Annotated in this window: 31 protein-coding genes and 1 pseudogene; 26 read left to right on the forward strand and 6 right to left on the reverse strand. The window is 40.8% G+C overall.

The features are described from left to right. The first annotated feature begins 35 nt into the window (after positions 1 to 35). Positions 36 to 233, forward strand: a complete 198-nt coding sequence (locus tag D0T84_RS07355; protein ID WP_163307239.1) for a hypothetical protein — start codon at positions 36 to 38, stop codon at positions 231 to 233. Between the two features lie 58 nt (positions 234 to 291). On the opposite strand, the gene D0T84_RS07360 is transcribed toward D0T84_RS07355, so the two are convergent. The 4 genes from D0T84_RS07360 to mobA all read right to left on the reverse strand — a co-directional run bounded on the left by D0T84_RS07360 (position 292) and on the right by mobA (position 4,956). Then, positions 292 to 1,035, reverse strand: coding sequence for a serine protease (locus D0T84_RS07360; protein WP_163307240.1), 744 nt, complete (start codon positions 1,033 to 1,035; stop codon positions 292 to 294). A gap of 116 nt (positions 1,036 to 1,151) precedes the next feature. Then, the gene (gene mobC / locus D0T84_RS07365; protein ID WP_163307241.1) at positions 1,152 to 3,155 is read right to left on the reverse strand and encodes a conjugal transfer protein MobC; all 2,004 of its coding nucleotides are present in this window, start codon (positions 3,153 to 3,155) and stop codon (positions 1,152 to 1,154) included. 44 nt (positions 3,156 to 3,199) lie between these two features. After that, positions 3,200 to 4,537 carry a conjugal transfer protein MobB gene (gene mobB, locus D0T84_RS07370; protein WP_163307242.1) on the reverse strand — a complete coding sequence of 446 codons (1,338 nt, stop codon included), beginning with the start codon at positions 4,535 to 4,537 and terminating at the stop codon, positions 3,200 to 3,202. Next, on the reverse strand, positions 4,522 to 4,956 hold the full coding sequence (gene mobA / locus D0T84_RS07375) for a conjugal transfer protein MobA (protein ID WP_163307243.1): 435 nt from the start codon (positions 4,954 to 4,956) through the stop codon (positions 4,522 to 4,524). The genes mobB and mobA overlap by 16 nt, the downstream gene beginning before the upstream one ends. Positions 4,957 to 6,022: 1,066 nt before the next feature. Here mobA and D0T84_RS07380 point away from each other — a divergent pair. From D0T84_RS07380 to D0T84_RS07455, 16 genes and pseudogenes are all read left to right on the forward strand, one after another. Further along, positions 6,023 to 6,794, forward strand: a pseudogene (locus D0T84_RS07380) (ParA family protein). Position 6,795: 1 nt separating this feature from the next. Further along, positions 6,796 to 7,272, forward strand: coding sequence for a DUF3408 domain-containing protein (locus D0T84_RS07385; RefSeq protein WP_163307244.1), 477 nt, complete (start codon positions 6,796 to 6,798; stop codon positions 7,270 to 7,272). Then, positions 7,265 to 7,522, forward strand: coding sequence for a DUF3408 domain-containing protein (locus D0T84_RS07390; protein ID WP_163307245.1), 258 nt, complete (start codon positions 7,265 to 7,267; stop codon positions 7,520 to 7,522). The genes D0T84_RS07385 and D0T84_RS07390 overlap by 8 nt, the downstream gene beginning before the upstream one ends. Next, positions 7,522 to 8,262 carry a hypothetical protein gene (locus tag D0T84_RS07395; RefSeq protein WP_163307246.1) on the forward strand — a complete coding sequence of 247 codons (741 nt, stop codon included), beginning with the start codon at positions 7,522 to 7,524 and terminating at the stop codon, positions 8,260 to 8,262. Before D0T84_RS07390 ends, D0T84_RS07395 begins: the two co-directional genes overlap by 1 nt. 259 nt (positions 8,263 to 8,521) lie before the next feature. Then, on the forward strand, positions 8,522 to 8,788 hold the full coding sequence (locus tag D0T84_RS07400) for a DUF4134 domain-containing protein (protein ID WP_255495251.1): 267 nt from the start codon (positions 8,522 to 8,524) through the stop codon (positions 8,786 to 8,788). A 3-nt stretch (positions 8,789 to 8,791) separates the two neighbouring features. Continuing rightward, a complete protein-coding gene (locus tag D0T84_RS07405) occupies positions 8,792 to 9,124 on the forward strand; it encodes a DUF4133 domain-containing protein (protein WP_163307248.1) in 333 nt (110 codons plus the stop codon). Continuing rightward, complete coding sequence (locus D0T84_RS07410; RefSeq protein WP_163307249.1) at positions 9,124 to 11,613, forward strand: TraG family conjugative transposon ATPase; 2,490 nt, start codon at positions 9,124 to 9,126, stop codon at positions 11,611 to 11,613. Before D0T84_RS07405 ends, D0T84_RS07410 begins: the two co-directional genes overlap by 1 nt. 62 nt (positions 11,614 to 11,675) lie before the next feature. Next, a complete protein-coding gene (locus D0T84_RS07415) occupies positions 11,676 to 12,287 on the forward strand; it encodes a DUF4141 domain-containing protein (protein WP_370525465.1) in 612 nt (203 codons plus the stop codon). Between the two features lie 3 nt (positions 12,288 to 12,290). Further along, on the forward strand, positions 12,291 to 13,397 hold the full coding sequence (gene traJ / locus D0T84_RS07420; RefSeq protein WP_163307251.1) for a conjugative transposon protein TraJ: 1,107 nt from the start codon (positions 12,291 to 12,293) through the stop codon (positions 13,395 to 13,397). 51 nt (positions 13,398 to 13,448) lie between these two features. Beyond that, positions 13,449 to 14,072, forward strand: a complete 624-nt coding sequence (gene traK, locus D0T84_RS07425) for a conjugative transposon protein TraK (RefSeq protein WP_163307252.1) — start codon at positions 13,449 to 13,451, stop codon at positions 14,070 to 14,072. A gap of 13 nt (positions 14,073 to 14,085) precedes the next feature. Further along, positions 14,086 to 14,454: a TraL conjugative transposon family protein gene (locus D0T84_RS07430; protein ID WP_163307253.1), complete on the forward strand. Its 369-nt coding sequence runs from the start codon at positions 14,086 to 14,088 to the stop codon at positions 14,452 to 14,454. Further along, the gene (gene traM / locus D0T84_RS07435) at positions 14,420 to 15,766 is read left to right on the forward strand and encodes a conjugative transposon protein TraM (RefSeq protein ID WP_163307254.1); all 1,347 of its coding nucleotides are present in this window, start codon (positions 14,420 to 14,422) and stop codon (positions 15,764 to 15,766) included. The genes D0T84_RS07430 and traM overlap by 35 nt, the downstream gene beginning before the upstream one ends. Before the next feature lie 42 nt (positions 15,767 to 15,808). Next, positions 15,809 to 16,822 (forward strand): conjugative transposon protein TraN, encoded by a 1,014-nt coding sequence (traN, locus tag D0T84_RS07440; protein ID WP_163307255.1) that lies wholly within the window; start codon positions 15,809 to 15,811, stop codon positions 16,820 to 16,822. Then, the gene (locus D0T84_RS07445; RefSeq protein WP_163307256.1) at positions 16,822 to 17,397 is read left to right on the forward strand and encodes a conjugal transfer protein TraO; all 576 of its coding nucleotides are present in this window, start codon (positions 16,822 to 16,824) and stop codon (positions 17,395 to 17,397) included. The genes traN and D0T84_RS07445 overlap by 1 nt, the downstream gene beginning before the upstream one ends. A gap of 27 nt (positions 17,398 to 17,424) precedes the next feature. Beyond that, positions 17,425 to 17,847 carry a TraQ conjugal transfer family protein gene (locus D0T84_RS07450; RefSeq protein WP_163307257.1) on the forward strand — a complete coding sequence of 141 codons (423 nt, stop codon included), beginning with the start codon at positions 17,425 to 17,427 and terminating at the stop codon, positions 17,845 to 17,847. Between the two features lie 11 nt (positions 17,848 to 17,858). Further along, positions 17,859 to 18,302 (forward strand): PH domain-containing protein, encoded by a 444-nt coding sequence (locus D0T84_RS07455; RefSeq protein WP_163307258.1) that lies wholly within the window; start codon positions 17,859 to 17,861, stop codon positions 18,300 to 18,302. A 60-nt stretch (positions 18,303 to 18,362) separates the two neighbouring features. Here the strand turns inward: D0T84_RS07455 and D0T84_RS07460 are convergent, their stop codons facing one another. Together D0T84_RS07460 and D0T84_RS07465 are read right to left on the reverse strand one after the other, a co-directional pair. Then, positions 18,363 to 18,893 carry a hypothetical protein gene (locus D0T84_RS07460; RefSeq protein WP_163307259.1) on the reverse strand — a complete coding sequence of 177 codons (531 nt, stop codon included), beginning with the start codon at positions 18,891 to 18,893 and terminating at the stop codon, positions 18,363 to 18,365. A 34-nt stretch (positions 18,894 to 18,927) separates the two neighbouring features. Further along, positions 18,928 to 19,335 carry a hypothetical protein gene (locus D0T84_RS07465; protein ID WP_163307260.1) on the reverse strand — a complete coding sequence of 136 codons (408 nt, stop codon included), beginning with the start codon at positions 19,333 to 19,335 and terminating at the stop codon, positions 18,928 to 18,930. A 189-nt stretch (positions 19,336 to 19,524) separates the two neighbouring features. Here D0T84_RS07465 and D0T84_RS07470 point away from each other — a divergent pair, with 189 nt between their 5' ends. The 9 genes from D0T84_RS07470 to D0T84_RS07510 all read left to right on the forward strand — a co-directional run bounded on the left by D0T84_RS07470 (position 19,525) and on the right by D0T84_RS07510 (position 25,027). Then, a complete protein-coding gene (locus tag D0T84_RS07470; RefSeq protein WP_163307261.1) occupies positions 19,525 to 19,851 on the forward strand; it encodes a helix-turn-helix transcriptional regulator in 327 nt (108 codons plus the stop codon). A 66-nt stretch (positions 19,852 to 19,917) separates the two neighbouring features. Continuing rightward, the gene (locus D0T84_RS07475) at positions 19,918 to 20,412 is read left to right on the forward strand and encodes a GNAT family N-acetyltransferase (protein ID WP_163307262.1); all 495 of its coding nucleotides are present in this window, start codon (positions 19,918 to 19,920) and stop codon (positions 20,410 to 20,412) included. A gap of 11 nt (positions 20,413 to 20,423) precedes the next feature. Beyond that, the gene (gene arsB / locus D0T84_RS07480; RefSeq protein WP_163307263.1) at positions 20,424 to 21,473 is read left to right on the forward strand and encodes an ACR3 family arsenite efflux transporter; all 1,050 of its coding nucleotides are present in this window, start codon (positions 20,424 to 20,426) and stop codon (positions 21,471 to 21,473) included. Between the two features lie 15 nt (positions 21,474 to 21,488). Continuing rightward, positions 21,489 to 21,917, forward strand: coding sequence for a nitrophenyl compound nitroreductase subunit ArsF family protein (locus D0T84_RS07485; protein ID WP_163307264.1), 429 nt, complete (start codon positions 21,489 to 21,491; stop codon positions 21,915 to 21,917). After that, positions 21,917 to 22,615 (forward strand): aromatic aminobenezylarsenical efflux permease ArsG family transporter, encoded by a 699-nt coding sequence (locus D0T84_RS07490; protein WP_163307289.1) that lies wholly within the window; start codon positions 21,917 to 21,919, stop codon positions 22,613 to 22,615. Before D0T84_RS07485 ends, D0T84_RS07490 begins: the two co-directional genes overlap by 1 nt. Before the next feature lie 11 nt (positions 22,616 to 22,626). After that, on the forward strand, positions 22,627 to 22,860 hold the full coding sequence (locus D0T84_RS07495; RefSeq protein WP_163307265.1) for a thioredoxin family protein: 234 nt from the start codon (positions 22,627 to 22,629) through the stop codon (positions 22,858 to 22,860). A gap of 11 nt (positions 22,861 to 22,871) precedes the next feature. After that, positions 22,872 to 24,215, forward strand: coding sequence for a permease (locus tag D0T84_RS07500; protein ID WP_163307266.1), 1,344 nt, complete (start codon positions 22,872 to 22,874; stop codon positions 24,213 to 24,215). Between the two features lie 12 nt (positions 24,216 to 24,227). Further along, positions 24,228 to 24,686 carry an arsenate reductase ArsC gene (locus D0T84_RS07505; RefSeq protein WP_163307267.1) on the forward strand — a complete coding sequence of 153 codons (459 nt, stop codon included), beginning with the start codon at positions 24,228 to 24,230 and terminating at the stop codon, positions 24,684 to 24,686. A gap of 14 nt (positions 24,687 to 24,700) precedes the next feature. Beyond that, positions 24,701 to 25,027 carry a cupin domain-containing protein gene (locus D0T84_RS07510; RefSeq protein WP_163307268.1) on the forward strand — a complete coding sequence of 109 codons (327 nt, stop codon included), beginning with the start codon at positions 24,701 to 24,703 and terminating at the stop codon, positions 25,025 to 25,027. Positions 25,028 to 25,166: the final 139 nt, after the last annotated feature.

Raw genomic sequence — 25,166 nt, forward strand, 5'->3', positions numbered from 1 at the left:
GCTTAAGAAAAAAACGGTAATTTTGTCAGACTAATTTGCACAGTGAGTGGGTGGGTATCACCGGAATCACTGGGTGGGTATCGCCGGAATATGCATCATCTATCCGCGATGTGTTTTATAAATCGGAGATTGTCATCGGTGGAGTTTTTCTTGCAATCGTTGGTCGCAAGTCAATTTTCTGGGGATTTTATGATGGAGCACAGATGCATGAAATTGACGTTGTAGAGGTGTAAAAGGTGTAGTTACTTTGATGTAAAACAGGATTCAGATATAGAATTTTCAGTCTCTCTATTAGAGCAGTTTAATTAGTTTCTTGCTTTTCTTAATCACATATCTCGCCAAAAGCATCGTCGCGATAGGTAAATATCTATCTCCTCCTATCACAATGCCGGCAACTTGTCCTCGCTGATTTATTATAGGAGATCCACTTGAACCTCTATATGTTTTACCATCACCATTAAGTAGCATACAATTATTGTAATAATTTAGCCTGTCCTCTGATTTAACCAGATAAGGAATTTCAGCCAAATGAAGCCTTGTGTCTTTAAATGTAAAGGTTACGTTATAGCTTTTCACAAAAGAGTTTGGAATTTTCCCATTAATAAGTTCTGTCTCCATTTCCGTCAAATTTTGATCTCGACAATAAAATGATACAGATAACTTATCCCATTCATAAGGTCTTTTTCTTATCAGACTCAGAAATTCTGTATTGTGTATATCTATTTTTCCGATAGCGACATCTTTATGTTCTGGGGCACATTGAAACTCTGTTCTAAGTCTAATATCGTTGCGGAGATAATTTTGGTCATTATATATTTTACGATGAATGGCTTTACATTTTTCATTGTTAAGGGGTGTCAGTTCTATATCTTCGTTTTCTTCATAAAATCCAATATAACGTTCTCCATTCTCTCTAAAGACATGCCCAGCCGTTATAAAGGTTCCATTATTGTCAATAAAAAAACCATTGCCAGAAAAACGAAACTTATCTGGATTTGAAGACTGCTTTCTGAAAATACAAAATACTTTATTCATATGCTAACACAAACGTAGTAATAAAATGGCAGATATTAAAATTACAGATATATTGTTATCAGATACTTAAAACATCCTGCTCTGCCTTTTAGGGTTGACAGAGCAGGGCTTTTATTCTACTTCTTCACCAAATCCTTAAACTTCGGGTCATCCTTCAGTTTCGTCAGCTCCAAGTCCACAATCTGCTGTGCCTCCTCTTTTATGCGGTAATAGTTCCGTTCAATCTCCTGTTGCATCACATTTTCGCCATCTTCGGTTATGAAGCTGGTAAACTCAGGTATCTTTTGATAAGCTTTCGTTTCGGCAGCCACTTTCGCATTATCGACAACAATCTCACAATGGAAGATCTTTTGCTCTATCCGTTCATCGAAATTATCCGAAACCGAGCCGACAAACATCCCTTGTGTCAGTCCACTGATTTTTGATGCAGGAATAAGTGAATCCAGTTGAGTATTTATTGTGGTGCTTTTATCCTGCTTGTTGATAGTCATAGATTGGCGTTTTTGCAGGACTTTTCCGAAGCGCTCGGATAGTGTTTTTGCCGTATCTCCCACGATCTGGCCGCTGAAAATATTGCCGACTGTATTGCTCACTACCTTCGCTTCTTTGTCCCCGTAATCCCTTGTTAATTGGCTCATATCCTGAAAACCCAGACATACGGCTACTTTGTTACTTCGTGCGGTGGCTATCAGATTGTCGAGTCCCTTAAAGTAAATCGTGGGCAGCTCGTCGATAATGACGGAAGATTTGAGCATCCCCTTCTTATTAATCAGTTTTACAATCCTTGAGTTATATAATCCCAATGCCGCCGAATATATATTTTGCCTATCAGGATTATTACCTACACAGAGGACTTTCGGCTCTTTGGGATTGTTGATGTCGAGTGTAAAATCATTGCCCGTCATTACCCAATAAAGCTGCGGACTTATCATTCTGGACAACGGTATTTTAGCACTTGCAATCTGCCCCTGCAACTGATCAGCCGCACCTCCGAGCCACGCATCCATAAAGGGACTCAAGTAGTTTTCGAGTTCGGGATATGAGGTCAGAATCGGAAAAATATCGGTGTATTTCTTATTCAAAAATTCTATGGCGTGGGGAAAAGTACAGTATTTCCCACCGTTATAGATTTTCAAATACCAGATAATTGCTGCAAGTAAGATGATGGGCGATTCCACAAAGAAGTCCCCCTGTTTGGTAATCCAAGTTTTATTGAGGTTGAGCATTATGGTATAGGCACTTTCGTAAGCATCTGATATATCAGTCATGAAATCGGGATTAATCGGATTACATCGGTGGCTTCCGGCAGGATTATCGAAGTTAATAACGAAAAACTTCGGCTCAACCTTATATGCTTTCCTATTCTGCATCAGCGTATTGTAAGCAATAGTAGAGAGGTCGGGATATTTGTAGTCATAGATATATTGACTATAACCCTTCTGAATCTGTTGCTTGATGAAATTATTTACCACTGCATAAGACTTTCCCGAGCCGGGCGTTCCCAGCACGATGGTCGCACGAAAGGGATTAACCACATTTATCCAACCGTTGTTCCACTTCTTTTTATAGAAGAATCGAGTCGGAAGATTGACCGAATATTCATTCTCCATTAAGCGGGTTTCCTGCATAAAAGACTCATTCTCATAATTGAACACGTCATCCATCATGCGATTTTTAAGTAAGCGGCTCATCCATAATCCCGCTATCAGCATACAGATATATCCCAACGACAGTGTAAAAATATAAATGGCTGTATTTGCTGCAAGCGGAAGGAATAAGTCCAATACCCACCAATTTAGAAAGAACAGGATGAAACCGACAATTCCGAATGCCGATATCTTCGTCCATGTTATTTTTTCTTCCTTTACCCCTTTCGTTCCCAAACAGGACAATCCCATAAAGACTACAGTAAACAGTTTCGTCCATAACATATTAGAAAAAAGCCCTGCTGTCCGGTTAAAGCCGAGCAGTATCTTATCCACCACCGACAGGTTAAAATTCAGTTCACGAATATACTCGTAACAGAACCAGTAAATGTGGATAATAACAAATAAAATACTAATGGCCCGCATGAATTCCATCACCTTGGCGAGTCCTCTCAAATCATCTTCGTTTTGCATAAAATTTTGTTTTTGAAATGAATAAATAATTATATGTTGATTGTTTACATACGTCTTCCTTTACGCTTGCGGCGTTTGGCTTCCGCTTCTTTCCGGCGGGCAAAGCTTTCCGCTTCATAATCTTCTCCGTGCTGCTCCAACAGCGAAAATGGACTGCTGAAATCCGAATCATCGGTTTTCTGTTTATATGTGTTTTCTGAAAAGCCGGAGGTTTGAGTTTCCAAATCTTCCTGTTCTTTGGGAGTAGCCGTAATATCCAATTCCAACACAGGGGGAATTACCAAATTCTCTTCTGTATTATTTATTTCCTGATCGTTGGTTATAGGTTCATCCGCTACGCTGTTTTGGAAAAGAGAATTAAATACGTTGGCTGAATAAGCCTTACCTATTTTCGAGCCATTCAATACGGTACGGTTCTCATGGTCAATGAACGTTGCACCGTAAATCCGTCCTTCTTCATTCTCCCGAAAGACAACACTAACGCCGTTACGCAAAAGCTCCGCTTCAAAAGAATGTCTGTTCCGATAATTTTGGGTAGCAGTATCAAGAATAGGTTTTATACGTTCGGTTAAGTTCTTATCCTTTATGAGTTTACCTGACGACACCACTTTCTTTTGCAATGCGTTATATCCGACACTTTTAGCAATGGAAGAGGATTTTATCGGATTACCGACTTTGTTCCCATTATTATCCAAAGCAGAATACACCAATCCGCGATAGGATTTGCCCCGGGATTCCCCGCTTACCTCTTCTATACCTATATTATAGATAGAGAGCAAAGCACGATATTCGGGGAGTGATGTGAAACGATAAGACTGCATCAAGGCTTTTACGTTTCCGGCAATCTGTTTCTTTACATCCCCTGCTTTGTAATCCACCTTTTTCAATCGGGGTACTTCTTCTGTATAATCTCGCTTACTTGCCGGATGTAGATTATACTTCGCTTCCAGTTCTTGCGTGATCTTTTTGGATTGTCGGAAATTATTAAAGTCATTAATCTTCTTGCCGGTTTCATCCACATTTGTGCTCACAATGTGAATGTGCTTTCGTTCGATGTCTTCATGTTTGAAAACGATATAAGGCTGCTCACCGAATCCCATCTTTAGCATATACTCATCTGCAATATTTATCAACTGCTCATCGGTCAATACATCATCGGGATGCGGATTGAGGGAGATATGCAAAATGGGTTCTTCCGTTTTCCGGTTGGCAGCCAGAAAGGGAGCAAAGGACTGATTACAAAGCAGCATATTATACTCTCCATTTTTATCCTGCATCACTTTATTAGCATGGATAATCTTGGCAGCATCATTTTCGACCTTTTGACTATTATATATTAATGTACCGAAAAGGTTACTGTTGGTGTTTATTTTTGCGACCATGAATCGGAATATTTACGTTCAAATTCCTCGATCTGGGCAGATATTTTTCGTTGCAATTCGACCAGCTCAATGGTTGTTTTCTCCAATTTGTAGAGTAAAGCCATTGCTTTTTTCTCTGAAAAATTAGACTTCAATGCTTTTACCAATTGGTTATAATTCGTTCCTATCGCACGGAATTGCCCGTAAAAAGTAGTCAGACGCATATAATAATCCTGCATCCCCTTATCTATTTGTACCACTTTTACAGGCTTACCGAAAATACAGGAAGTAATAAAATGCGCTTTGACCTTTTGCCTCGACTGCTCAAAGAGCGTGAGGAACTTATCATGCTCTTCACGGCTAAAGCTGATTGAGTACCTGAAAACGGCAGGGTCTTTCTTTGGAAGCCTGCCGACCTTCCTTTTTCTTGTTTCATCCATCGGGGAAATCGTTTTTGAAAATGGTTACTGAATTATGACTTCGGAATAATTCTTCCCCTTTCAGGGGCAAGGGTTTTGAGATGCTGAAATTTATTTCAAGCTGCTCAAAACATACCTTGCCATGTTCTTTTTGAACATCAAAATCCACCCACATTCGTGGGCGAATTTGTGGGTTAGCTTAACTCGAAAAAGTAAGCTTTGATTGGGATGAATAATTCCGATGCAAAGTTAAATTCATTGAAAATAAGATGGATAGGCATAACCTAAGCCAACGAGTGCCAAATACTACAACCCTTAAAAAAGTTACGGCTTTTTTATTCTTTCGAGGATAATCAGAGAGAAAAACGGACTCGGAAAGAACTGGGAAAAGAGAATTGCCGGTAAGAAGAGAGAAGGTTCAAATCGGAAATCGTTTTCATAGAAAACAAGCAAATCGGAAAGCTGAAAATTACTGCCGGTAAAACCAAAATCTTCTACCAAATAGGATGAAAATATCCCATTTCTCAATAGAAAATATCCACCCAAAATGTAAACACTCTACCAATGGAATGCCAACCACTACCACAGCGTTCTGATTATTAGGATTATACAAAAATCATGTATTTACTTTGCTGGAGAAATAAGGAAGTAAAGCGTTGCTCCTTTGCTGAAATGAAGATTTTAATAGTGCTGAAATGAAAAGATAGATTTTCAAAAAACGAGTGGCTTACTGTTCGATTGGTTTATTGGTTTACTGTTTCATTGTTTTGCTGTTCGACTGATTTATCGAAATCGTTTTTTGAAAAAGCAAATCCGCCGTTCATTGCCAAATCATTTTTCTTTTTCCATACATCTATATATAGCCATTCCCATAACGGAATACAACTATAATGGATTGCAGAAATAGAGGAGTGATGATAAAAATGGGTATTTCTGCAAATTTCTGAAAACTGAAAGAAGTATGCGGACAATGATATAAAGAAAGAAACCAGCACCAATACAAAGAAACAACAAAGCAAAGACGGACTTCACAACTTTCCTATTTCCATAATAAACGAATGTTTCACTTAAATAAATTTTGAATGACATGGAGAAAAAAACATTATTGGTTGCCTTTTCTACCCAAAAGGGTGGAATCGGAAAGAGTGCCTTAACGGTGCTTATGGCGAGTTACTTTCATTACGTGAAAGGCTACAGAGTTGGAGTCATTGATTGCGATTACCCGCAATACAGTATTCATAAGATGCGGGAAAGGGATAAGGAAATTGTAAACAAAATCCCTTATTATAAGGAGAAGTCGTTTAACCAGTTCAAAGCATTAGGTAAAAGGAACTATCCGATAGAACGGAGTCCCGCGCCGGGAGCTATAGATGCAGCGAAAAAGATGATTGACGAATATATCGGGGAGTCGCCGGATGTTATATTTTTCGATTTGCCGGGGACATTGAACAGTGAAGGGATCGTTCAGACTTTAATCGTTGGATTATATTTTCTCCCCGATCTCCGCGGATAAGATGGTCTTGCAATCCACATTGGAATTTGCCGGTATTATTAATGACCGTATAATCAGCACGAGGAAAGGTAAATTGCAGGGGCTTTACCTTTTATGGAATATGGTGGATGCCCGTGAGAAGTCGGATTTATATAATGTATATGAAGACGGTATCGGGGAGCTCGGTTTATCGGTCATGAAAAACTTCCTACCCGACACGAAACGCTACCGCCATGAGATGAGCGAGATGATCGCCCCGATATTCCGGTGTACCCTTTTCCCTGTCGATAAGCGATTGATAAGAGGCAGCAAGCTGAACTTGCTGGCTGATGAAATAGAAGAACTGATAAACATCAAACAAAAGTAGTATGGCAAAACGAAGTGACGGAATAAAGAAAGTCGATGATATAGATGAAAAAGAATTCCTAAGTATTCTCGACGGCAGGGCTACTCCTTCGGCATTACCAAAAAAAGAGAATCCCGAAACTCCTGCTCCGAAAGCGGAAGAACCCGAAGAAGAAATAATAGAAAAAGAAGAGCCGGAAGAAAAGGAAGCAACTCCCAAACGTACATATAAGAAAAAGAAGAACGGAGAATACATTGATGCCTTCTTGAAACCCAGAGTTTTGAAACAACGGCAAAGTGTCTATATCAGTCAGGATGTACACGAGTTTATATCAAAGATTGTAAATAAACTCGGAGTCAGGAACATGACGGTCGGTGTATTCATTGATACGGTCATGGCACAACATATAAAGGATCATGCGGATGAGTTAAGAGCCATCTATTACAGGGAAGAAGGAGATATTTTTAAGAACATAGTAAAAAATAACGAAGATGAATAATCAGGAAAATTTCGTGAAAGTGATAGGGTATGAAGAGCAGTTTCTTCAATCCAGAGAGTTAAAAACAAGACAATGTGTGTATATCAACAAGGATACACAGGAAACCATCGCCGGGATAGTCAGAAGGCTCGGTGAAAGAGGACTTACTATCGGAGCTTATATTGATACCATTCTGCAACAACATCTCCGGGAACATAAGGATGAGATAAACGAACTGTACCAGAAACCCATAGGCAAAATCATTAAATGATGGAAACTTATAACATCTTGCTTGTACTGCTTGTCTATACGGCAATATTGCTGCTTGTTATTTTCTATGTGTATCCTTTTCTAAAGAAACTGTTCAGACACAAAATCTCTATATCCATCCGAATCAGCAAGGAAAAAACAGAGGTAAAAGAGAAGGCTGCGCCACCAAAAAAGCAGGAAGAACTACCTTCGGTTTTAGGAAAATCAAAATTCGTCCTACGCCAACCTCTGCCTAATGCTGCCACGGATTTGGAAACGAAAAATCCTAAGAAAAAAGAAGATACATTTGCCCCCGAAACAAAAAAATCGGCGGACGAAACCGTCAATTTGGAAACAGGCGAAGGCGTAGAAGTGGAGGAAGATAATGAAGAAGTTCCTGATGTTGATTTTAATGATGAATACGAAAGGCTTGCAGAGGGAAACATGCCGGATGAAGCAGCGAGCGGGATTGATTACAATAATTTGGGAACAACAGCAAAAACCGTAAGTAATCCAGATGACAGCAGTGAAGCAGACGAAGAACTGGCTGGAAAGGTGCTCTCCGAAAACAAATACACCGAGCTGGTAAAGTCTATGCAGAACGACCGCCCCGAGTACGCCAAACGGATAACCGAATTGATGGACAGGCACGAGCAAAAACTGGCGGAGGCTCAAAATCAAAAGATGAGTGCAAGCCGGAAGAAACAAAAACTGTATGAGTCTGAAGATTTTGCAAATTTCAATGTAGATGATATTTCATAACTAAAAGAAAGGAGGTTAAAAATGAGAAAGTAAAGCACGTAAATTAAAAGGAGATGATTTTGTGCCGGGACTATTCACCCCGATAAAAGCGCAGAAGCATCTACAGTAAAGTATCCACAAATTAATTCAAAGTCAAACCAGTCTCGGAGTAGGGAGGAACTAAATAAGGAAAGTTCCTTTCACTCCCGGACTTAAAAACAATTTTATGCTTAAAGAAATAAACAACAAGACTCAAAAAAGATTCTTCGCTCTGGCTGCAATGGTTCTCATAGCAGCAAACACGTTCGCACAAGGTAATGGAATGGCGGGCATCAACGATGCCACAAGTATGGTTTCGAGTTATTTCGATCCGATAACGAAGTTGATATACGCCATCGGAGCTGTCCTTGGATTGGTAGGAGGCGTTAAGGTTTACTCCAAGTTTCAGTCCGGCGATCCTGACACCAGCAAAACAGCAGCCTCTTGGTTCGGCGGTTGTATCTTCCTGATTGTTACCGCGACTATTCTTCGTTCATTCTTCCTGTAATATATGGTGGAATTTAATATTAACAAGGGCATTGGCCGCCCGGCGGAATTTAAGGGTTTGATAGCTCAATACCTTTTTATTTTCGTCGGCGGTCTACTCGCCGTCTTCATTGTAACGGTAGTCATCTATATGATCGGCGTACCTCAAATGATATGCGTTGGTTTTGGTTTAATCTCCGGCTCCGTATTAACCTGGGCAACTTTCCATTTGAATGGGAAATATGGACAACATGGATTGATGAAGGTGCAAGCAACCAAAAACCATCCGCGCTACATCAGTAATCGGAGACGGCTTGGGCGCCTTTTCACACATATAATAAAGAAGGAGGAAAAATAATGAGGAATACATCGAAAATAACAACATTGGAGAATAAGTTCCCCATACTCTCTGTAGAAAATGGATGTATCATTTCCAAAGATGCGGATATTACTATAGGTTTCAAAGTGGAACTGCCGGAAATCTATTCGGTAACATCGGAAGAATATACCACCATCCATTCATCTTGGGTAAAAGCAATCAAGGTATTGCCGGATTACTCCATTGTCTGTAAACAGGATTGGTTTACCGAAGAGTGCTACAAGGCGAAGACCGATAAGGAAGACATGAGTTTCCTGAGTAAATCCTACGAACAGCACTTCAATGAACGTCCGTTTCTGAATCACACTTGTTTCCTATATCTTACTAAAACAACGAAAGACCGGGCACGGCAGCAAAGCAATTACACGGCTCTTACCCGTGGCTTTCTTGTCCCAAAGGAAATGCAGGATAAAGAAACGGCACAGAAGTTTCTGGAATCAGTCGACCAGTTCGAACGGATTATGAATGATTCAGGCTTTATTACGATGACTCGCTTTACGACGGATGAGATTGTCGGTACAGAAGACAATGCCGGAATTATCGAAAAGTATTTCTCCCTGATGGGCGATACAACTTCGCTGGAAGACATTTCACTCGGAGCCGGAGAAATGAAAATCGGCGATAATTTTCTGTGTGTCCATACCCTGAGTGATACGGATGATTTGCCGGGTAAGGTTTATACCGACAGCCGTTACGAACGTCTATCCACTGACCGGAGTGATTGCCGTTTGTCGTTTGCCGCTCCCATCGGAGTGCTTCTTTCCTGTAACCATGTGGTAAACCAATACATTTTTATTGATGACCACGCCGAAAATTTGAAAAAGTTTGAAAAGCAGGCAAAGAATATGCACTCGCTAGGACGGTACTCTCGTTCCAATCAAATTAATCGCGAGTGGATTGAAGATTACCTGAACGAAGCGCATTCATTCGGACTCACTTCGGTACGTTCACATGTTAATGTGATGGCATGGGCGGATAACCGGGAAGATTTGAAGCGTATCAAAAATGACGTAGGAAGCCAGTTGGCGCTTATGGAATGTAAACCCCGGCACAATACCATAGATGTACCAACGCTCTTTTGGGCAGGGATAGCAGGCAATCAGGGGGATTTCCCGGCAGAGGAAAGTTTTTATACTTTCATCGAACAAGCCTTGTGTTTCTTCATTGAGGAAACCAATTACCGGGACTCTCTTTCTCCGTTCGGAATAAAAATGGCTGACCGTAACGGTAAACCTATCCATTTGGATATTTCGGATTTGCCGATGAAGAAGGGAATTATTACGAACCGCAACAAGTTTATACTTGGACCGAGTGGTTCGGGAAAATCCTTTTTTACCAATCATCTCGTCCGCCAGTACTACGAACAGGGAACACATGTTCTGCTTGTGGATACGGGTAATTCATACGAAGGTTTATGCAACCTGATTCATAACAAGACAAAGGGAGAGGATGGTGTGTATTATACGTACACGGAGGAAAATCCGATTTCGTTCAATCCTTTTTATACACAGGATGGTGTATTTGATATAGAGAAACGGGAATCTATCAAAACGCTTATCCTTACTCTATGGAAACAGGAACACGAAAAACCTTCGGGTGCTGAAAGTGTGGCGTTATCCAATGCGGTCAATGAGTACATTGCCCTGATAAAGAATGATAAGAGCATAGTTCCCTCGTTCAATACTTTTTATGAGTTCATAAAAAATGAATACCGTGCCAGCATTGACAGTAAAAAGGTAAGGGAAAAGGATTTTGATATAGACAATTTTCTTTTCATACTCGAGCCGTTTTACAAAGGTGGCGAATACGATTACCTGTTGAACTCGGATAAAGAATTGGACTTACTGCACAAACGCTTTATTGTATTTGAAATTGATAAAGTGAAGGACAACCCCGTACTTTTTCCTATCATCACAATTATCATTATGGAGCTGTTTGTGAATAAGATGCGCCGCTTGAAAGGAGTTAGAAAGATGTTGCTTTTGGAAGAAGCGTGGAAGGCGATTGCTACCGATTCGATGGCTATGTACCTAAAATATCTGTTCAAAACCGTTCGTAAGTTCTTCGGTGAGGCAGTGGTGGTTACCCAAGAAGTGGATGATATTATCCATTCCCCGATTGTAAAGGAAGCTATTATCACGAACTCCGATTGTAAGATTCTTCTCGACCAGAGAAAATACATGAATAAATTCGACGGTATCCAGAATATGCTCGGACTAACGGATAAGGAACGGGGACAGATACTTTCTATTAATATGTCGAATGATCCTTCAAGACTCTACAAAGAAGTCTGGATAGGACTCGGAGGAACGCAATCGGCAGTTTATGCGACGGAGGTTTCCAAAAGTGAATACCTGACCTATACTACCGAAGAAACGGAAAAAGTGGAAGTCTTCCGTCTTGCTGAAGAATTAGGCGGGGATTTGGAGCTTGCCATAAAACGGCTCTCTATGAAACAGGAGAAATAAGTATTTACAAATCAATTATTTATTAATTAAAAACAAACGTGAATATGAAGATAAGAATTTTCATGTTATGTGTAAGCTGTATGCTTACCATAACCGGGGCGAAAGCCCAGTGGGTCGTTGCCGATCCGGGAAATCTGGCACAGGGTATCATCAATGCCACAAAAAACATAGTGCATACCTCAAGTACCGCCAGTAATATGCTGAATAATTTCAAGGAAGTTCAGAAAGTGTATAATCAAGGTCGGGAATATTACGATGCACTCAAAGCGGTAAACAACCTTGTGAAAGATGCCCGCAAAGTACAGAAAACCATCCTGATGGTTGGCGATATTACCGACATCTATGTGAACAGTTTTGAAAAAATGCTGACCGATAACAATTTTACGGTAGAGGAACTGGTTGCCATAGCCAACGGCTATACCATACTGCTGAACGAGTCGGATGATGTGTTGCAGGAACTCAAAGGTATTGTCAATGCCAGTACGCTGTCCCTGTCCGATAAGGAACGGATGGAAGTTATCGACAACTCTTATAATAAGATGTTGGAATACCGTAGTCTGGTAAAGTACTACACCAATAAGAACATTTCCGTATCCCTGCTCCGGGCAAAAGAGAAGAATGCCTCGCAGCGTGTGCTGGACTTGTACGGAAGTGATACCGATAAATATTGGTAAACTATGGAATTTGATAATATCCATCAGATACTCCGTGCTTTGTACGACGACATGATGCCTTTATGCGGCGACCTTATCGGGGTCGCCAAAGGCATTGCCGGAATCGGTGCATTGCTCTATGTTGCCTCCCGTGTATGGCAAAGCATCGCACGGGCAGAGCAGATTGATGTCTATCCCTTGCTTCGTCCTTTCGCCATTGGCATCTGCATTATGTTCTTCCCGACCTTGGTCTTGGGAACCGTAAATAGTATCCTAAGTCCTGTAGTACAGGGTGCGCATGGCATCTTGGACGGGCAGACACTGGATATGCGGCAGTTGGCGGAAACCAAAGACCGCCTTGAATTTGAGCAGAAAAAGCAAAATAAGGAAACGGCTTACTTGGTCGACCAGGCGGAGTTTGACAAGAAACTGGAAGAACTCGGCATCATGGGTGCGCCTGAGATTGCAGGAATGTATATCGAACGTGCCATGTATGACATGAAGAAATGGTTTCAAAGCTTGTTCCGCTCGTTTTTGGAAACGCTCTTTAACGCCGCCGCATTGGTAATAGACGTAATACGGACTTTCTTCCTGATTGTCCTTGCCATCTTAGGTCCGATAGCCTTTGCCATATCGGTCTTTGATGGCTTCCAATCGACACTAATCCAATGGCTCACACGCTACATCAGCGTATATCTGTGGCTTCCCGTATCGGATTTGTTCAGTTCTGTCATGGCTCGCTTGCAATCACGTATGCTAGAAAGTGATATTGCCCGTATGGAAGTCGATCCGAGCTATGCTTTAGATGCTTCGGACGGTGTATATGTGGTCTTTCTGCTTATCGGCATTGTAGGATTCTTCACTATCCCGGCTGTTGCCGGATGGATTATTCAGGCGGGAGGTATGGGCAATTACAGTAAGAATGTGAACCAAGCTGCTTCCAAAGGTACTGCTCTGGCTGGCGCCGGCGCTGGCGCGGCAGCCGGGAACATTATGGGAAGATTAAAAGGAAGTGGTAGCTCCGGAAGTAGCAATAGTAGCGGTTCCGGTGGTGGCGGTAGCCAGCCACAGGGGCGAAACAACGCTACAGGTGGTGGAGGACAATCCGGTTCTTCCGGGAGAACTCCTTAAAACCACAAGTAATTCAAAACAATTAAACATTAAAAAGAAATAAATAAGAAAATGGAATTTAAGTCATTAAAAAATATCGAAACAAGTTTTCGGCAAATCAGGCTTTTCAGTATTGTATTTCTTTGTTTATGTGCAATAGTCGCAGGGTACTCCGTATGGAGTGCCTACGGCTTTGCCGAGAAACAAAGGGAGAAAATTTATGTACTGGATGAAGGAAAATCATTGATGCTCGCTCTTTCACAAGACCTCTCACAAAATCGTCCGGTGGAGGCGAGGGAACACGTGAAGCGTTTTCATGAATTGTTTTTCACACTTTCCCCCGACAAACGGGCGATAGAGAGTAATATCCAGCGGGCAATGGTGCTTTGCGACAAGTCCGCTTTCAATTATTACAAGGATATGGCAGAGAAGGGATATTATAACCGTATAATCTCGGGCAATATCATTCAGAATGTGATTGTAGACAGTATCAGGTGTAATTACAATGCGTATCCGTATGAGGTTTCCACTTATGCCAGGCAGATAATTATTCGGGAAAGCAATCTCACAGAACGTTCGCTTATTACTACCTGCCGGCTTCTCAACACTTCACGTTCGGATGATAACCCTCACGGTTTCTTTATGGAGAATTTCGAGATAAAGGAGAATAAGGATATTATGACTGTAGACCGCTAATATTTTGGAAGTCATGAAACATATCAAGCATATCTTTAAAGAAATAGGCTACAGCATCAATGATTTTCTTCGCCGGATGTGTGGCAGTCTTTCGGAAGATACCCGCATAGTCGTCATCCTGTCTATGCTATTCATTTTTACCATAGGGAATATCTATTTCACAATCTCTACCATATATAATTGGGGACGTGAAGATGCAAGGAAAGAAATACCCGAAGTCCGGCATATAGACGGTTTGGATATTATGGATTCCGGTATCCGGAAAGATACGGTGAACCTGATAGACTCTCCGATTCATATCGAGATACAAGAGAACGATAATACAATCAATAAATTTTTAATCAGCAATGAAAAAAGAACAAGAAAAAACAGACCCTGTTAAGGAACAGGAAAAAGAGAAACAGAAGCAGCAACTGAAAAAGTACGGCTTCTTTGCTCTTATCGGAATCATATTCTTAGGCGCATTATACCTGATTTTTGCTCCGTCTTCTTCTGACAAAATAAAGGAAGAACAAGGGAGCGGCTTTAATACCGAAATCCCCGACCCGAATAATTCGGGACTTATCGGCGATAAGCAAAAAGCCTACGAACAGGAAGCATTAATGCGAAACAGAAGTGAAAAACGTAAGTCGTTGGAAGACTTTTCTTCCCTCATCGGGGACGATAAAGAGGCGATACGGGAAAATGTGATTGAAATAACGGAAGAAAGAGCAAACAGTAATCCTTCTCCAACGAATGATGCGATACGAAATTCGGCTTCTTCTTACCGGAATATCAATAACACACTCAGCAGTTTCTACGAACAGCCCGCTACAGAAGTAGATGAACAGGCACAGCTTGAACTTCAGTGGCGTGTTCAGGAGCTGGAACGGAAACTGGAAGAAGAAACCGCAAAAAAGAGTGCTGTTGATGACCAGTTGCTCCTGATGGAAAAATCCTACCAGTTGGCAGCCAGGTATATGCCAGCCGGTCAAGGACAAACAGTCGGGACACAGGTAGAAGAAGAGGATATCATCCTCGAAGCGGGAAATTCTAAGGGCAATTCTTCCAATAACAACAAGCGGAATGATAAAGCCGGAGCTTCCGTAATCCGGCAGGTATCTGAACAGACCGTATCGGCTCTGGCTCAGAATATTCCCAATGCGGAATTTATAGCAAGTTTCAATCAGCCTCGCAATCTGGGATTCAATACAATGGATGCTGCTGTCGGAGTAAATGAAAAGAATACCATATCAGCAGTCATTCACAATGATCAGACACTGATAAGCGGGCAAAGTGTTCGGTTACGATTAACGGAAGCCATGATAGCCGGAACTACGGTTATCCCGGCTAATTCCCTTTTGACGGGAACGGCATCGCTGCAAGGCGAACGGCTCGGTATTATCATCAACTCTATAGAAATGGGCGGAGCAATCATTCCGGTGGAAATCATTGTCTATGATTCCGATGGGCAAAGGGGCATCTTTATTCCGAACTCGTTGGAGTTGGAAGCGGTCAAAGAGATTGCAGCCAATATGGGAAGTTCGGTCGGTTCAAGTTTTACGATAACCGACGATATGGGAGCGCAGATAACATCCGATTTGACCAAAGGAGCGATACAGGGTGTAAGCCAGTATATGCAAAAGAAAATCCGTCAGGTCAAAGTTCATCTTAAAAGCGGTTACCGGGTACTGCTACTGCCGAAACAAAACTAATTATCAAACAATATTTATCCACAAATTAATTCAAAGTAAGAAATGAAAAAGTATTTTTTAATGTTCGCTGTCATAGCGACCGGTGTATTATCAGCTTATGCACAAACAGAGAATCGAAGATCGGCATTAGCCAATGATGAAATTGTAACCGTCAATCAGTCGTCCGAAGAGATGCAAGGCGAGTTACAACAAGTATTGAAACCGACATTTGGCGATTATTATGAAGGCCTGACCAAGAAGATAACCTTCGATAGGATGATCCCGCCTTATGGGCTCGAAGTTACTTTTGATAAGACTGTGCATATTATCTTCCCCTCCCCAATCCGTTATGTGGACCTCGGTTCATCAAACATTATTGCAGGGAAAGCGGGAAGTTCAGAGAACATTCTTCGTGTGAAAGCTTCCATCAGAGGATTTGAAGCGGAAACCAACCTTGCCGTAATCACAGATGAAGGAAGTTATTATACCTATAATGTAAAGTATGCCGATGAGCCGGAAAAGCTCAATATTGAGATGCGCGACTTTATGCACGACGGTATTGCAACTAACCGTCCGAACAATTCGTTCGACATCTACCTGAAGGAACTCGGAAGCGAATCGCCCCGTGTTGTGTACCTAATCAATCGTGCCATTTATAAAGATAACAAGCGACATATTAAACACATCGGAGGAAAACGTTTCGGCATCCAGTACACCCTGAAAGGTATCTATTCGCATAATAATCTATTATACCTACATACTCAACTCAAAAACTCAACCAATGTAGCCTTCGATGTAGATTTTGTGCGCATGAAAATCGTAGATAAGAAAGTCTCCAAACGTACCGCCATTCAAGAAACGGTTATCTATCCGCTTCGTGCCTATAATTTTATGACAACGGTTGGTGCCAACAGGACGGAACGGACAGTCTTTGCATTGGATAAAATCACTATCCCTTACGACAAACAGCTTATTATCGAGGTCTTTGAAAAGAATGGAGGTCGCAACCAGACTTTCACCGTTGAGAACGCAGACCTCATCCGTGCCAGACAAATCAACGAACTAAAAGTACAGTAATGAAACGGATAGTATTACTTATGACTTTGTGCCTTGCCCTTACCGGGCAGGCACACGCCCAGCGTTACTTGCCGGGACAGAAAGGATTGCAGTTTACAGTAAGCGCCGTTGATGGGTTTTATTTGGAAAAAGGCGACAAACAAGCCTTTGCCGGAGGAGTTGCTCTTTCTACTTACACTAAGAATGGCAACCGTTGGGTATTCGGAGCGGAGTATCTTCAAAAGTCCTACGGGTACAAAACGGAGTTGATATCGACTTCTCAATTCACGGCGGAAGGAGGATATTATTACAAATTCCTGTCGGATAGAAGTAAAACGTTCTTCTTCTCCATCGGCGCATCAGCTATGGCGGGATATGAAACAGTCAATTGGGGAGAGTCTTTGCTCTTTGATGGCTCTACCATAACGAGCGATGACAATTTCCTGTACGGTGGTGCAGTTACTTTTGAGATTGAAACATACTTGTCAGACCGCATTGTCTTATTACTCAATGTCCGTGAGCGGATATTGGGCGGTTCTTCCATAAGTATGTTCCACACGCAAATCGGCGTAGGAATCAAGTTCATTCTAAATTAAATGTTTAACGAATAAAACTATAAAGAAATGAGAAAGACATTATCATACTTTTTATTTACGCTACTGCTCGCAGCAGTAGCGTGTGCCTGTAGCGACGATATTGATATTAAGCAGGATTATGAATTCTCGGTTACTTACTTGCCTGTACCCAAAAAGTTGCAAGTAAATGAGGTTGCCGAAATACGCTGTACATTGCATCGTGATGGGAAATACAACAATGTTCGGTACTACCTTCGTTACTTCCAATATGATGGGAAGGGGCAGTTATGGATGGGGGATGGGAAACCATTCCTGCCTAACGATCCATACGAAGTAACGGATAGTTCATTCCGGCTTTATTTTCGTTCCTTATCGGAAGATGCTCACAATATAGAGGTGGTCTTTTTAGACTCGTTCGGGAAAGAGTATCCGCTTTCCTTTACCTTTAATAATGAGCAGGGAGAGGATTAAGAAAGCGATGTATGAAAAGCTATATAGATAAAAACCTGCAAGCTGGGGAAACGATTGAGTACAAAGCGCACGTACATTGGTGCATCTTCTTTTCGCCGGTTGTCTTGCTATTAGTCGGCATCCACTTTTTCCCAGCTTCCAATATGTTTGAACATCTTATTGGAATTGTGGCATTACCTCTCGGCATATTCACATTACTCAGAAGCTTGTACATGAAAATCGGAACACATTATGTGGTAACCAACAAACGGGTAATACTTAAACAAGGCTTGTTAAGCCGTAACGCAATGGAATTGATGCTGACCAAATGCGAAGGACTGAGCATCAATCAAGGACTTATCGGACGACTATTGGGATTCGGAACAATCCTCCTGACAACCGGAGGGGCAACCAACGTATTTAGTTACGTTACCGATCCGATAGAGTTTAGGAATGCGATAAATGCGCAGTTGTAGTTTAGAACAGGCAGGAGGATGAAGGTCTTTCTGCCTGTTTAGCTAAATATTATTATGTTATCAAACAGATATTGATCCTTTTATTTTTATACCTTCTTTTATCTTAAATCCTTCATTGTATATAAAAGGTCTCGTCATGTGTTTATTAGTTTGTAAAAACCCAATTATAAAACGTTCCTGACATAATTCTCCTTTTTTATTCGTAAAGGAGACAAGTAATTCAATCTCTATTTGGCTATTTTTCTTGTAGTCAACATCATTAGGTAGATTATATGAAATTTCTATTGCTTTACATTCGTATCCTTTTATAAATATAGGATTTATTGAATCTTTGGATGCAGAATGATTTGCTTTATCAAAATATCCAAATTCACCATTTAGCCTAATACTGGTATTAATTATATTCATTGGTTGATTTCCTGCATTTGTATATACAACAATTAATCTTATTTCATGATCAGAAGACTTTGACTCGGCAGGAGTCAAGAATACCAATTTTTTTCGATAAAAGAATTGCCTATAAGTGTTTATACCCGATAAAATAAGAGCAATGGCACTAATGATTATTGTAATAATAGTTATGGTACACATAATTGTATGCAAATTAATCTATTTGAGAATGAAATTAGTTCAATGGAATATCTTTCGCTTGCTTTATCAGGAACTGCTCGACAGTCAAGTTTTCTACGTTCGTAGCCTTACTTACCAGAGCATATTTGTCGATAAGTTCTTTCAGATATTTAGGCGGAAGATGCAGGTAAGCGAATAGATTTTCATGATAACTTAGCCGGAAACCAATCATCACACCGTCTTCCTCGTCTTCGTGGTTGAGCATAAAGACGATATAGTTCCCTTCTTTATCAGCTTCAATATTCAAAATAATCTCGGCATCCGAAAGCTTCTGTACCGGAGGGTTATTCTCACCTAATACTTCATATTCAAAATCTATCCAACCAAGTTTGCGGTAAGAAGCAAACAGCTCCCGAAGTTCATCAGTGGTCAGATGGGTTATATCGTAAAATACTTCAGCCATAGTTTTATGAGATAAACTTTGTGTAAAGATACTATTTCTTTCCCGAATAACTAATTAGCAGCATATCTCCGTTTTGTATGACCTACATTTATAATTCAACTCATGAAAACTTCATAATAGCAAAAATATCATTCGCAATCTTGCGAATAAAAAAAACTATTCGTATATTTGCGAACTGAAATAAAGAATATGTCAAAGCAAGAACTTACAAAAGAACAAGAGCAAATTGCTCGTTTTGCAAAAGCATTGGGGCATCCTATCCGTATCGCTATCCTTCAAATGCTTGCCAACCAGTCATGTTGTTATCATGGCGATATGTCGGAAATACTACCTATTGCCAAAAGTACGTTGTCGCAACACCTTAACGAACTAAAAGATGCAGGCTTGATACAAGGGACTATAACTCTCCCAACAGTGAAATACTGTATCAATGATGAAAATTGGGAGAAAGCAAAAAGTATGTTTGCTACACTTTTTGTGGCGGTTAAGAATGAAGATAGTTGCAAGACCCGATAAAAAATTTACCCAACACGTTCGTCTGTTTGCGAATTGTGCGTACAAAAGCGAATTGAATAATTATATATGAATATAAGAAGAGTAACATTGGACGATACCCATAGGATTTGTGAAATATATAACTATTACATAGAGAATACAGCTGTAACATTTGAAACTGCCCCTGTTTCAGAAGTAGAAATGAAAGGGCGTATCAGTGAGATAATTGATTCGGGATTTTCTTATTATGTGGGAGAAATAGAAGGCAATATAGTAGGATACTATTATATCCATAGATGGAACGGCAGATGCGCTTATTCATCTACGAAAGAGGTTACAATTTATTTAGATAAAGAGCAAACCGGAAAAGGATTCGGTACAGTACTATATAATCATTTATTCCAAAACTTAGACAAAGAAAATACTCATTTGCTAATTGCCGGAATTTGTATTCCGAATGAAGGTAGCGTGAAATTACATGAGAAATTCGGATTCAAACAGGCTTCTCATATGAAAGAAATCGGCTGGAAGTTCGATCAATGGCGGGATGTTGGTCATTGGTTGCTTAATCTCAATAATTAAATTAAAAGGCGATGAAAAAAAATAAAATGAGTTTTTTAGATAAGAATCTTACACTGTGGATTTTTCTGGCAATGGGTATCGGTGTAGCTTTAGGTTACTTTTCCCCCTCTGTTAGTTCAACCATTGATTCCATGTCTAAAGGAACTACAAATATTCCACTTGCTATCGGGCTTATCTTAATGATGTATCCGCCATTGGCAAAAGTCGATTACAAGCAATTACCAAAGGTTTTCAAGAACGTAAAAATATTATCAGTCTCGTTAATCCTGAATTGGATTATCGGGCCAATCCTGATGTTTATACTCGCTATCGTGTTTTTACATGATTACCCCGAATATATGGTTGGAGTTATCTTGATAGGATTAGCCCGCTGTATAGCGATGGTTCTTGTGTGGAATGATTTGGCGGAAGGGAATACGGAATACGGTGCAGGGTTAGTTGCCTTGAATAGTATTTTTCAGGTATTCTTTTACAGTTTCTACGCTTGGTTGTTTGTCACTAAACTTCCTCCCCTTTTCGGGTTTGAAGGGGCTATCGTTGATATTTCCATTGGCACGATAGCTGAAACGGTTACTATCTACTTAGGTATTCCTTTCTTAATGGGAATATTGAGCCGACTTATATTAGTGAAATGGAAAGGTGAACAATGGTATAAGGAAAAGTTTATCCCGAAAATATCTCCGATAACCTTAATCGCACTGTTATTTACAATCGTCCTTATGTTCAGCCTGAAAGGTGAACTGATTGTGCAAATACCAATGGATGTAGTTCGCATAGCCATACCGCTACTTATTTATTTTGTCGTAATGTTCCTGCTTAGCTTCTTCGCTGGTAAGCTTGTGGGGGCTTCATACGACAAAAATGCTTCCATTGCTTTCACTGCCACCGGAAACAATTTTGAACTGGCTATTGCAGTGGCAATCGGTGTATTCGGATTACATAGCGGACAAGCCTTTGCCGGAGTAGTCGGACCATTGGTCGAAGTTCCGGTATTGATCCTATTGGTAAATTTAGCTTTTTGGTTTAGAAAGAAATATTATAATAAACATAGTACAAACTAATAAAATGACAGTCAAATGAAAAAGAGTATTTTAATCGGGCTTTTTGCCGTATTGTTAGTTGCCTGCGGTGGCAAAACACAAAAAAACAACGCACAAGCTACCAGGACGGAAGCTAAAGAGCAAGTAGCGGATGCTTCTACTGTGAACGTTTACTATTTCCACGGCAAACAGCGTTGTAAAACTTGTATTGCAGTGGGTAATGTAACAGAAAAGACCATAAAAGAACTTTACGCGGACAATCCCCATGTGGAATTCATTGAAGTAAAAACCGATGAGGAGAAAAATGCTTCGCTTGTAGAAAAATACGAAGTAACGTGGAATGCTCTTATCATTGCTAAAGGGGACAATTCCATAGATATTACCGACAAAGCATTTGCTACTGCCATCAATACTCCTGAAAGTCTCACCGACCTTATCAAAGCCGAAGTCAATAAAAGGTTATGATGGAGTTTTTGCAGAATCTGGTCGATGGGTCTAACTTCCCATTACTGACAGCATTCCTCTTGGGGTTAATGACAGCCATCAGTCCTTGCCCGCTGGCTACCAATATCACTGCCACGGCTTATCTAAGCAAAGACATCGGCGATAAGCACAGAGTGATGTTTAACGGCGTGTTCTATACGCTTGGCAGAATGTTCACTTACACAGTGCTTGGACTGATTTTCTATTTCGGAGCAAGCCAGTTTCAGGTAGCCAAATTACTGCAAAACGTAGGCGGGATGTGGCTGGGAATAGCATTGGTTATTATTGGGATATTTATGTTGGATATTATCAAAGTAAAGCTTCCGGGAATGAGCAAGCTAACCTCAAAGATAGAAAACAAAAAAGGAAAGAAAACCTACCTTGATGCTTTCTTGCTTGGATTACTCTTTGCTCTTGCTTTCTGCCCATACAGCGGTGTTTTGTATTTCGGCGGATTGATACCGATGACGATTGCCAGCCCGTCAGGGTTATTGCTTCCGCCTGTATTCGCTATTGCCACAGGACTGCCTGTCATCATCATCGCATGGCTTTTGGCCTATAGCGTAAGTAACGTGGGAAAATTCTATAACAAAATGAGTGTTTTTCAAAAATGGTTCAAATGGATTGTGGCAGCGATATTTATTGTGGTCGGCATCTATTATATAATAACAGGAATTTAATAATTACAAATATGGAAATCATAGTATTGGGTACAGGTTGTGCCAAATGTAAAACAACCTACGAAACAGTAAAGAAAGTAATTGAAGAGAATGGATTAGATGTAAAACTGTCCAAACAGGAAGATATTATGGAAATTATGAAATACAACGTGATGTCTTTGCCGGGTATAGTTGTGGACGGTGAAGTAAAAATCAAAGGTCATGTCCCTTCTGAAAGCGAAATCCGCCAGTTATTGGGAGTATAACAAAGCCAAATATGGAAACTAAGAAAGAGTTGAAAATCCTGCTTTGGATGGTTGTCATTTTCGCCGGAGTATTTTTCCTGCCTTTAGGCAGCGAACGGTTTATGACAGCGATTGATGCGACACTCGACTTATCGAAATGGTACGCACAGGAACACGTTGTCATGTGCCTTCTGCCTGCTTTCTTCATTGCAGGGGTGATAGCTGTTTTTATCAGTCAGGGTGCGGCATTGAAGTATTTCGGAGCAAATGCTAAAAAATGGCTATCCTACACAGTTGCTGCTGTTTCGGGTGCTATTCTGGCGGTATGCTCCTGCACTATTCTGCCGTTGTTTACCAGTATCTATAAACGTGGAGCCGGATTAGGGCCTGCTATTGCATTCCTGTATTCAGGACCGGCAATCAGCATACTGTCTATTATTCTCACATGGCGTATTCTTGGAGTGGAAATGGGTGTCGCCCGTATGATTGGGGCAGTTACATTTTCGGTTATTATCGGACTGGTGATGTCGTTTATCTATCGCAAAGAGGAAAAAGCGAAAAAAGAAGAACAGATGAACATTACTGTTCCTCCGGCTAAACGCCCGATGTCAAAGACGATGTTCCATTTCTTTACGTTGGTATTTATCCTTGTCTTTGCTAATTGGGGTGCTCCTGCTGTGGATGATACTTCAAGTATATGGTTCTATATCTTTACTTATAAATGGTATATAACAGGCGCACTTTCCCTTCTGCTTGCTTATTCCCTGATAGCTATATTGAAAATTAAATGGCAATGGGTTATAGCCGGAGTTATCGCCACTGCAAGTTCAGCAGTACTGGCATATCAATTTGTGCCGAACCCAAAACTGGTTCCACTTGTTCCGATGATTGTCGGCATTGCAGCCCTATCCCTTGTTACCTTGTTGGATAAACGGGATGCCGAAAACAAAGAATGGACACTTTCTGCCTGGGGATTTGCCAAACAGATAATGCCGTTGCTCGCTATCGGAGTGGTTACAGCAGGCTTCCTGCTCGGCTCTACGCACGATGATACTGCGATTGCGGGTGTGATACCCAATGAATGGATTGAATGGGCGGTAGGTGGAAACTCCCTATTGTCGAACTTCTTTGCCAGTTTTACAGGAGCGTTCATGTACTTTGCCACATTGACCGAAGTACCGATTATTCAAGGATTGCTTGCTTCCGGTATGGGAAAAGGCCCTGCATTAGCTTTGCTTCTTGCAGGCCCTTCGCTTTCCTTACCGAATATGCTCGTTATACGAGGTGTTATGGGTACGCAAAAGACGGTTGTCTATGTAACACTGGTCATTATCATGGCGACAATCTCCGGTCTGGTTTATGGAACATTCTTTTAATAATACAACACAATGAAAATATTGATTTTATGTACAGGAAATAGCTGTCGCAGCCAAATGGCTCACGGTTTCCTACAATCGTTTGATAAAGGGATTGAAGTTTATTCAGCGGGAACAGAACCTGCAAAGGAAGTAAACCCGATGGCTGTCGAAGTAATGGCTGAAGCCGGAGTGGATATAAGTAACCATACTCCGCATGATGTCAGGGAGTATATCAATCAAGCGTGGGATTATGTAATAACCGTTTGTGATGAAGCCAATGAAACCTGTCCTGTTTTTATTGGAAAGGTGGAACGACGCTTGCACTTTGGCTTTCGTGATCCGTCGAAAGCGGAAGGTACACCGGAATTTATCAAAGACCAGTTTCTCCGAACGAGGTTTGAGATTAAAAATAAATTCGCCGAATTTTACATTACACAGATATTAAAAAAAGAAATGCCCAAATGTGCCTGCTCCGGCGCATGGGAATAAAACGGCAATAGGTTATGACTGAGTTATTTGAAAAAGGAGCCATCCTGAATATGGCAGAAATGGTTGAATACTCAACCGGTGGTGTTATCAGTAAACAGGTATTGAAAAATGATGCGGGAAACATAACCCTCTTTTCGTTCGATAAAGGACAGGGATTAAGCGAACATACTGCACCGTTTGATGCTATGGTAGAAATTTTAGATGGGGAAGCTGAAATTTCAATAGCAGGCAAACCGTTAGTGCTGGTTACTGGTCAGTCTGTAATTATGCCTGCGGGTATTCCTCATGCTTTGTATGCAAGCAAACAGTTTAAGATGTTGCTTACTATGATTAAAGGGTAAAGGAGTAGAAACTGAATGTATATCACATCAGGTGATAAGCTTTATTTTAGGAAAAGTATGAGAAAAACTATCGTTTTTTCTTTTGGTTTTTTGCTTCTTTTTTGACCGCTCAGGCTCACTGTAAAAAGAAGTCGGGCGG

Origin of the sequence: Dysgonomonas sp. 521 (assembly GCF_010501055.1) — a bacterium.
GTDB lineage: Bacteria > Bacteroidota > Bacteroidia > Bacteroidales > Dysgonomonadaceae > Dysgonomonas.

Bases quoted from the DNA above. Each gene is read 5' to 3' on its own strand.
- D0T84_RS07360 (WP_163307240.1), bottom strand. From the start codon at position 1,035: ATGAATAAAGTATTTTGTATTTTCAGAAAGCAGTCTTCAAATCCAGAT.
- mobC (WP_163307241.1), bottom strand. From the start codon at position 3,155: ATGCAAAACGAAGATGATTTGAGAGGACTCGCCAAGGTGATGGAATTC.
- mobB (WP_163307242.1), bottom strand. From the start codon at position 4,537: ATGGTCGCAAAAATAAACACCAACAGTAACCTTTTCGGTACATTAATA.
- mobA (WP_163307243.1), bottom strand. From the start codon at position 4,956: ATGGATGAAACAAGAAAAAGGAAGGTCGGCAGGCTTCCAAAGAAAGAC.
- D0T84_RS07385 (WP_163307244.1), top strand. From the start codon at position 6,796: ATGGCAAAACGAAGTGACGGAATAAAGAAAGTCGATGATATAGATGAA.
- D0T84_RS07390 (WP_163307245.1), top strand. From the start codon at position 7,265: ATGAATAATCAGGAAAATTTCGTGAAAGTGATAGGGTATGAAGAGCAG.
- D0T84_RS07395 (WP_163307246.1), top strand. From the start codon at position 7,522: ATGGAAACTTATAACATCTTGCTTGTACTGCTTGTCTATACGGCAATA.
- D0T84_RS07400 (WP_255495251.1), top strand. From the start codon at position 8,522: ATGGTTCTCATAGCAGCAAACACGTTCGCACAAGGTAATGGAATGGCG.
- D0T84_RS07405 (WP_163307248.1), top strand. From the start codon at position 8,792: ATGGTGGAATTTAATATTAACAAGGGCATTGGCCGCCCGGCGGAATTT.
- D0T84_RS07410 (WP_163307249.1), top strand. From the start codon at position 9,124: ATGAGGAATACATCGAAAATAACAACATTGGAGAATAAGTTCCCCATA.
- D0T84_RS07415 (WP_370525465.1), top strand. From the start codon at position 11,676: ATGTTATGTGTAAGCTGTATGCTTACCATAACCGGGGCGAAAGCCCAG.
- traJ (WP_163307251.1), top strand. From the start codon at position 12,291: ATGGAATTTGATAATATCCATCAGATACTCCGTGCTTTGTACGACGAC.
- traK (WP_163307252.1), top strand. From the start codon at position 13,449: ATGGAATTTAAGTCATTAAAAAATATCGAAACAAGTTTTCGGCAAATC.
- D0T84_RS07430 (WP_163307253.1), top strand. From the start codon at position 14,086: ATGAAACATATCAAGCATATCTTTAAAGAAATAGGCTACAGCATCAAT.
- traM (WP_163307254.1), top strand. From the start codon at position 14,420: ATGAAAAAAGAACAAGAAAAAACAGACCCTGTTAAGGAACAGGAAAAA.
- traN (WP_163307255.1), top strand. From the start codon at position 15,809: ATGAAAAAGTATTTTTTAATGTTCGCTGTCATAGCGACCGGTGTATTA.
- D0T84_RS07445 (WP_163307256.1), top strand. From the start codon at position 16,822: ATGAAACGGATAGTATTACTTATGACTTTGTGCCTTGCCCTTACCGGG.
- D0T84_RS07450 (WP_163307257.1), top strand. From the start codon at position 17,425: ATGAGAAAGACATTATCATACTTTTTATTTACGCTACTGCTCGCAGCA.
- D0T84_RS07455 (WP_163307258.1), top strand. From the start codon at position 17,859: ATGAAAAGCTATATAGATAAAAACCTGCAAGCTGGGGAAACGATTGAG.
- D0T84_RS07460 (WP_163307259.1), bottom strand. From the start codon at position 18,893: ATGTGTACCATAACTATTATTACAATAATCATTAGTGCCATTGCTCTT.
- D0T84_RS07465 (WP_163307260.1), bottom strand. From the start codon at position 19,335: ATGGCTGAAGTATTTTACGATATAACCCATCTGACCACTGATGAACTT.
- D0T84_RS07470 (WP_163307261.1), top strand. From the start codon at position 19,525: ATGTCAAAGCAAGAACTTACAAAAGAACAAGAGCAAATTGCTCGTTTT.
- D0T84_RS07475 (WP_163307262.1), top strand. From the start codon at position 19,918: ATGAATATAAGAAGAGTAACATTGGACGATACCCATAGGATTTGTGAA.
- arsB (WP_163307263.1), top strand. From the start codon at position 20,424: ATGAAAAAAAATAAAATGAGTTTTTTAGATAAGAATCTTACACTGTGG.
- D0T84_RS07485 (WP_163307264.1), top strand. From the start codon at position 21,489: ATGAAAAAGAGTATTTTAATCGGGCTTTTTGCCGTATTGTTAGTTGCC.
- D0T84_RS07490 (WP_163307289.1), top strand. From the start codon at position 21,917: ATGGAGTTTTTGCAGAATCTGGTCGATGGGTCTAACTTCCCATTACTG.
- D0T84_RS07495 (WP_163307265.1), top strand. From the start codon at position 22,627: ATGGAAATCATAGTATTGGGTACAGGTTGTGCCAAATGTAAAACAACC.
- D0T84_RS07500 (WP_163307266.1), top strand. From the start codon at position 22,872: ATGGAAACTAAGAAAGAGTTGAAAATCCTGCTTTGGATGGTTGTCATT.
- D0T84_RS07505 (WP_163307267.1), top strand. From the start codon at position 24,228: ATGAAAATATTGATTTTATGTACAGGAAATAGCTGTCGCAGCCAAATG.
- D0T84_RS07510 (WP_163307268.1), top strand. From the start codon at position 24,701: ATGACTGAGTTATTTGAAAAAGGAGCCATCCTGAATATGGCAGAAATG.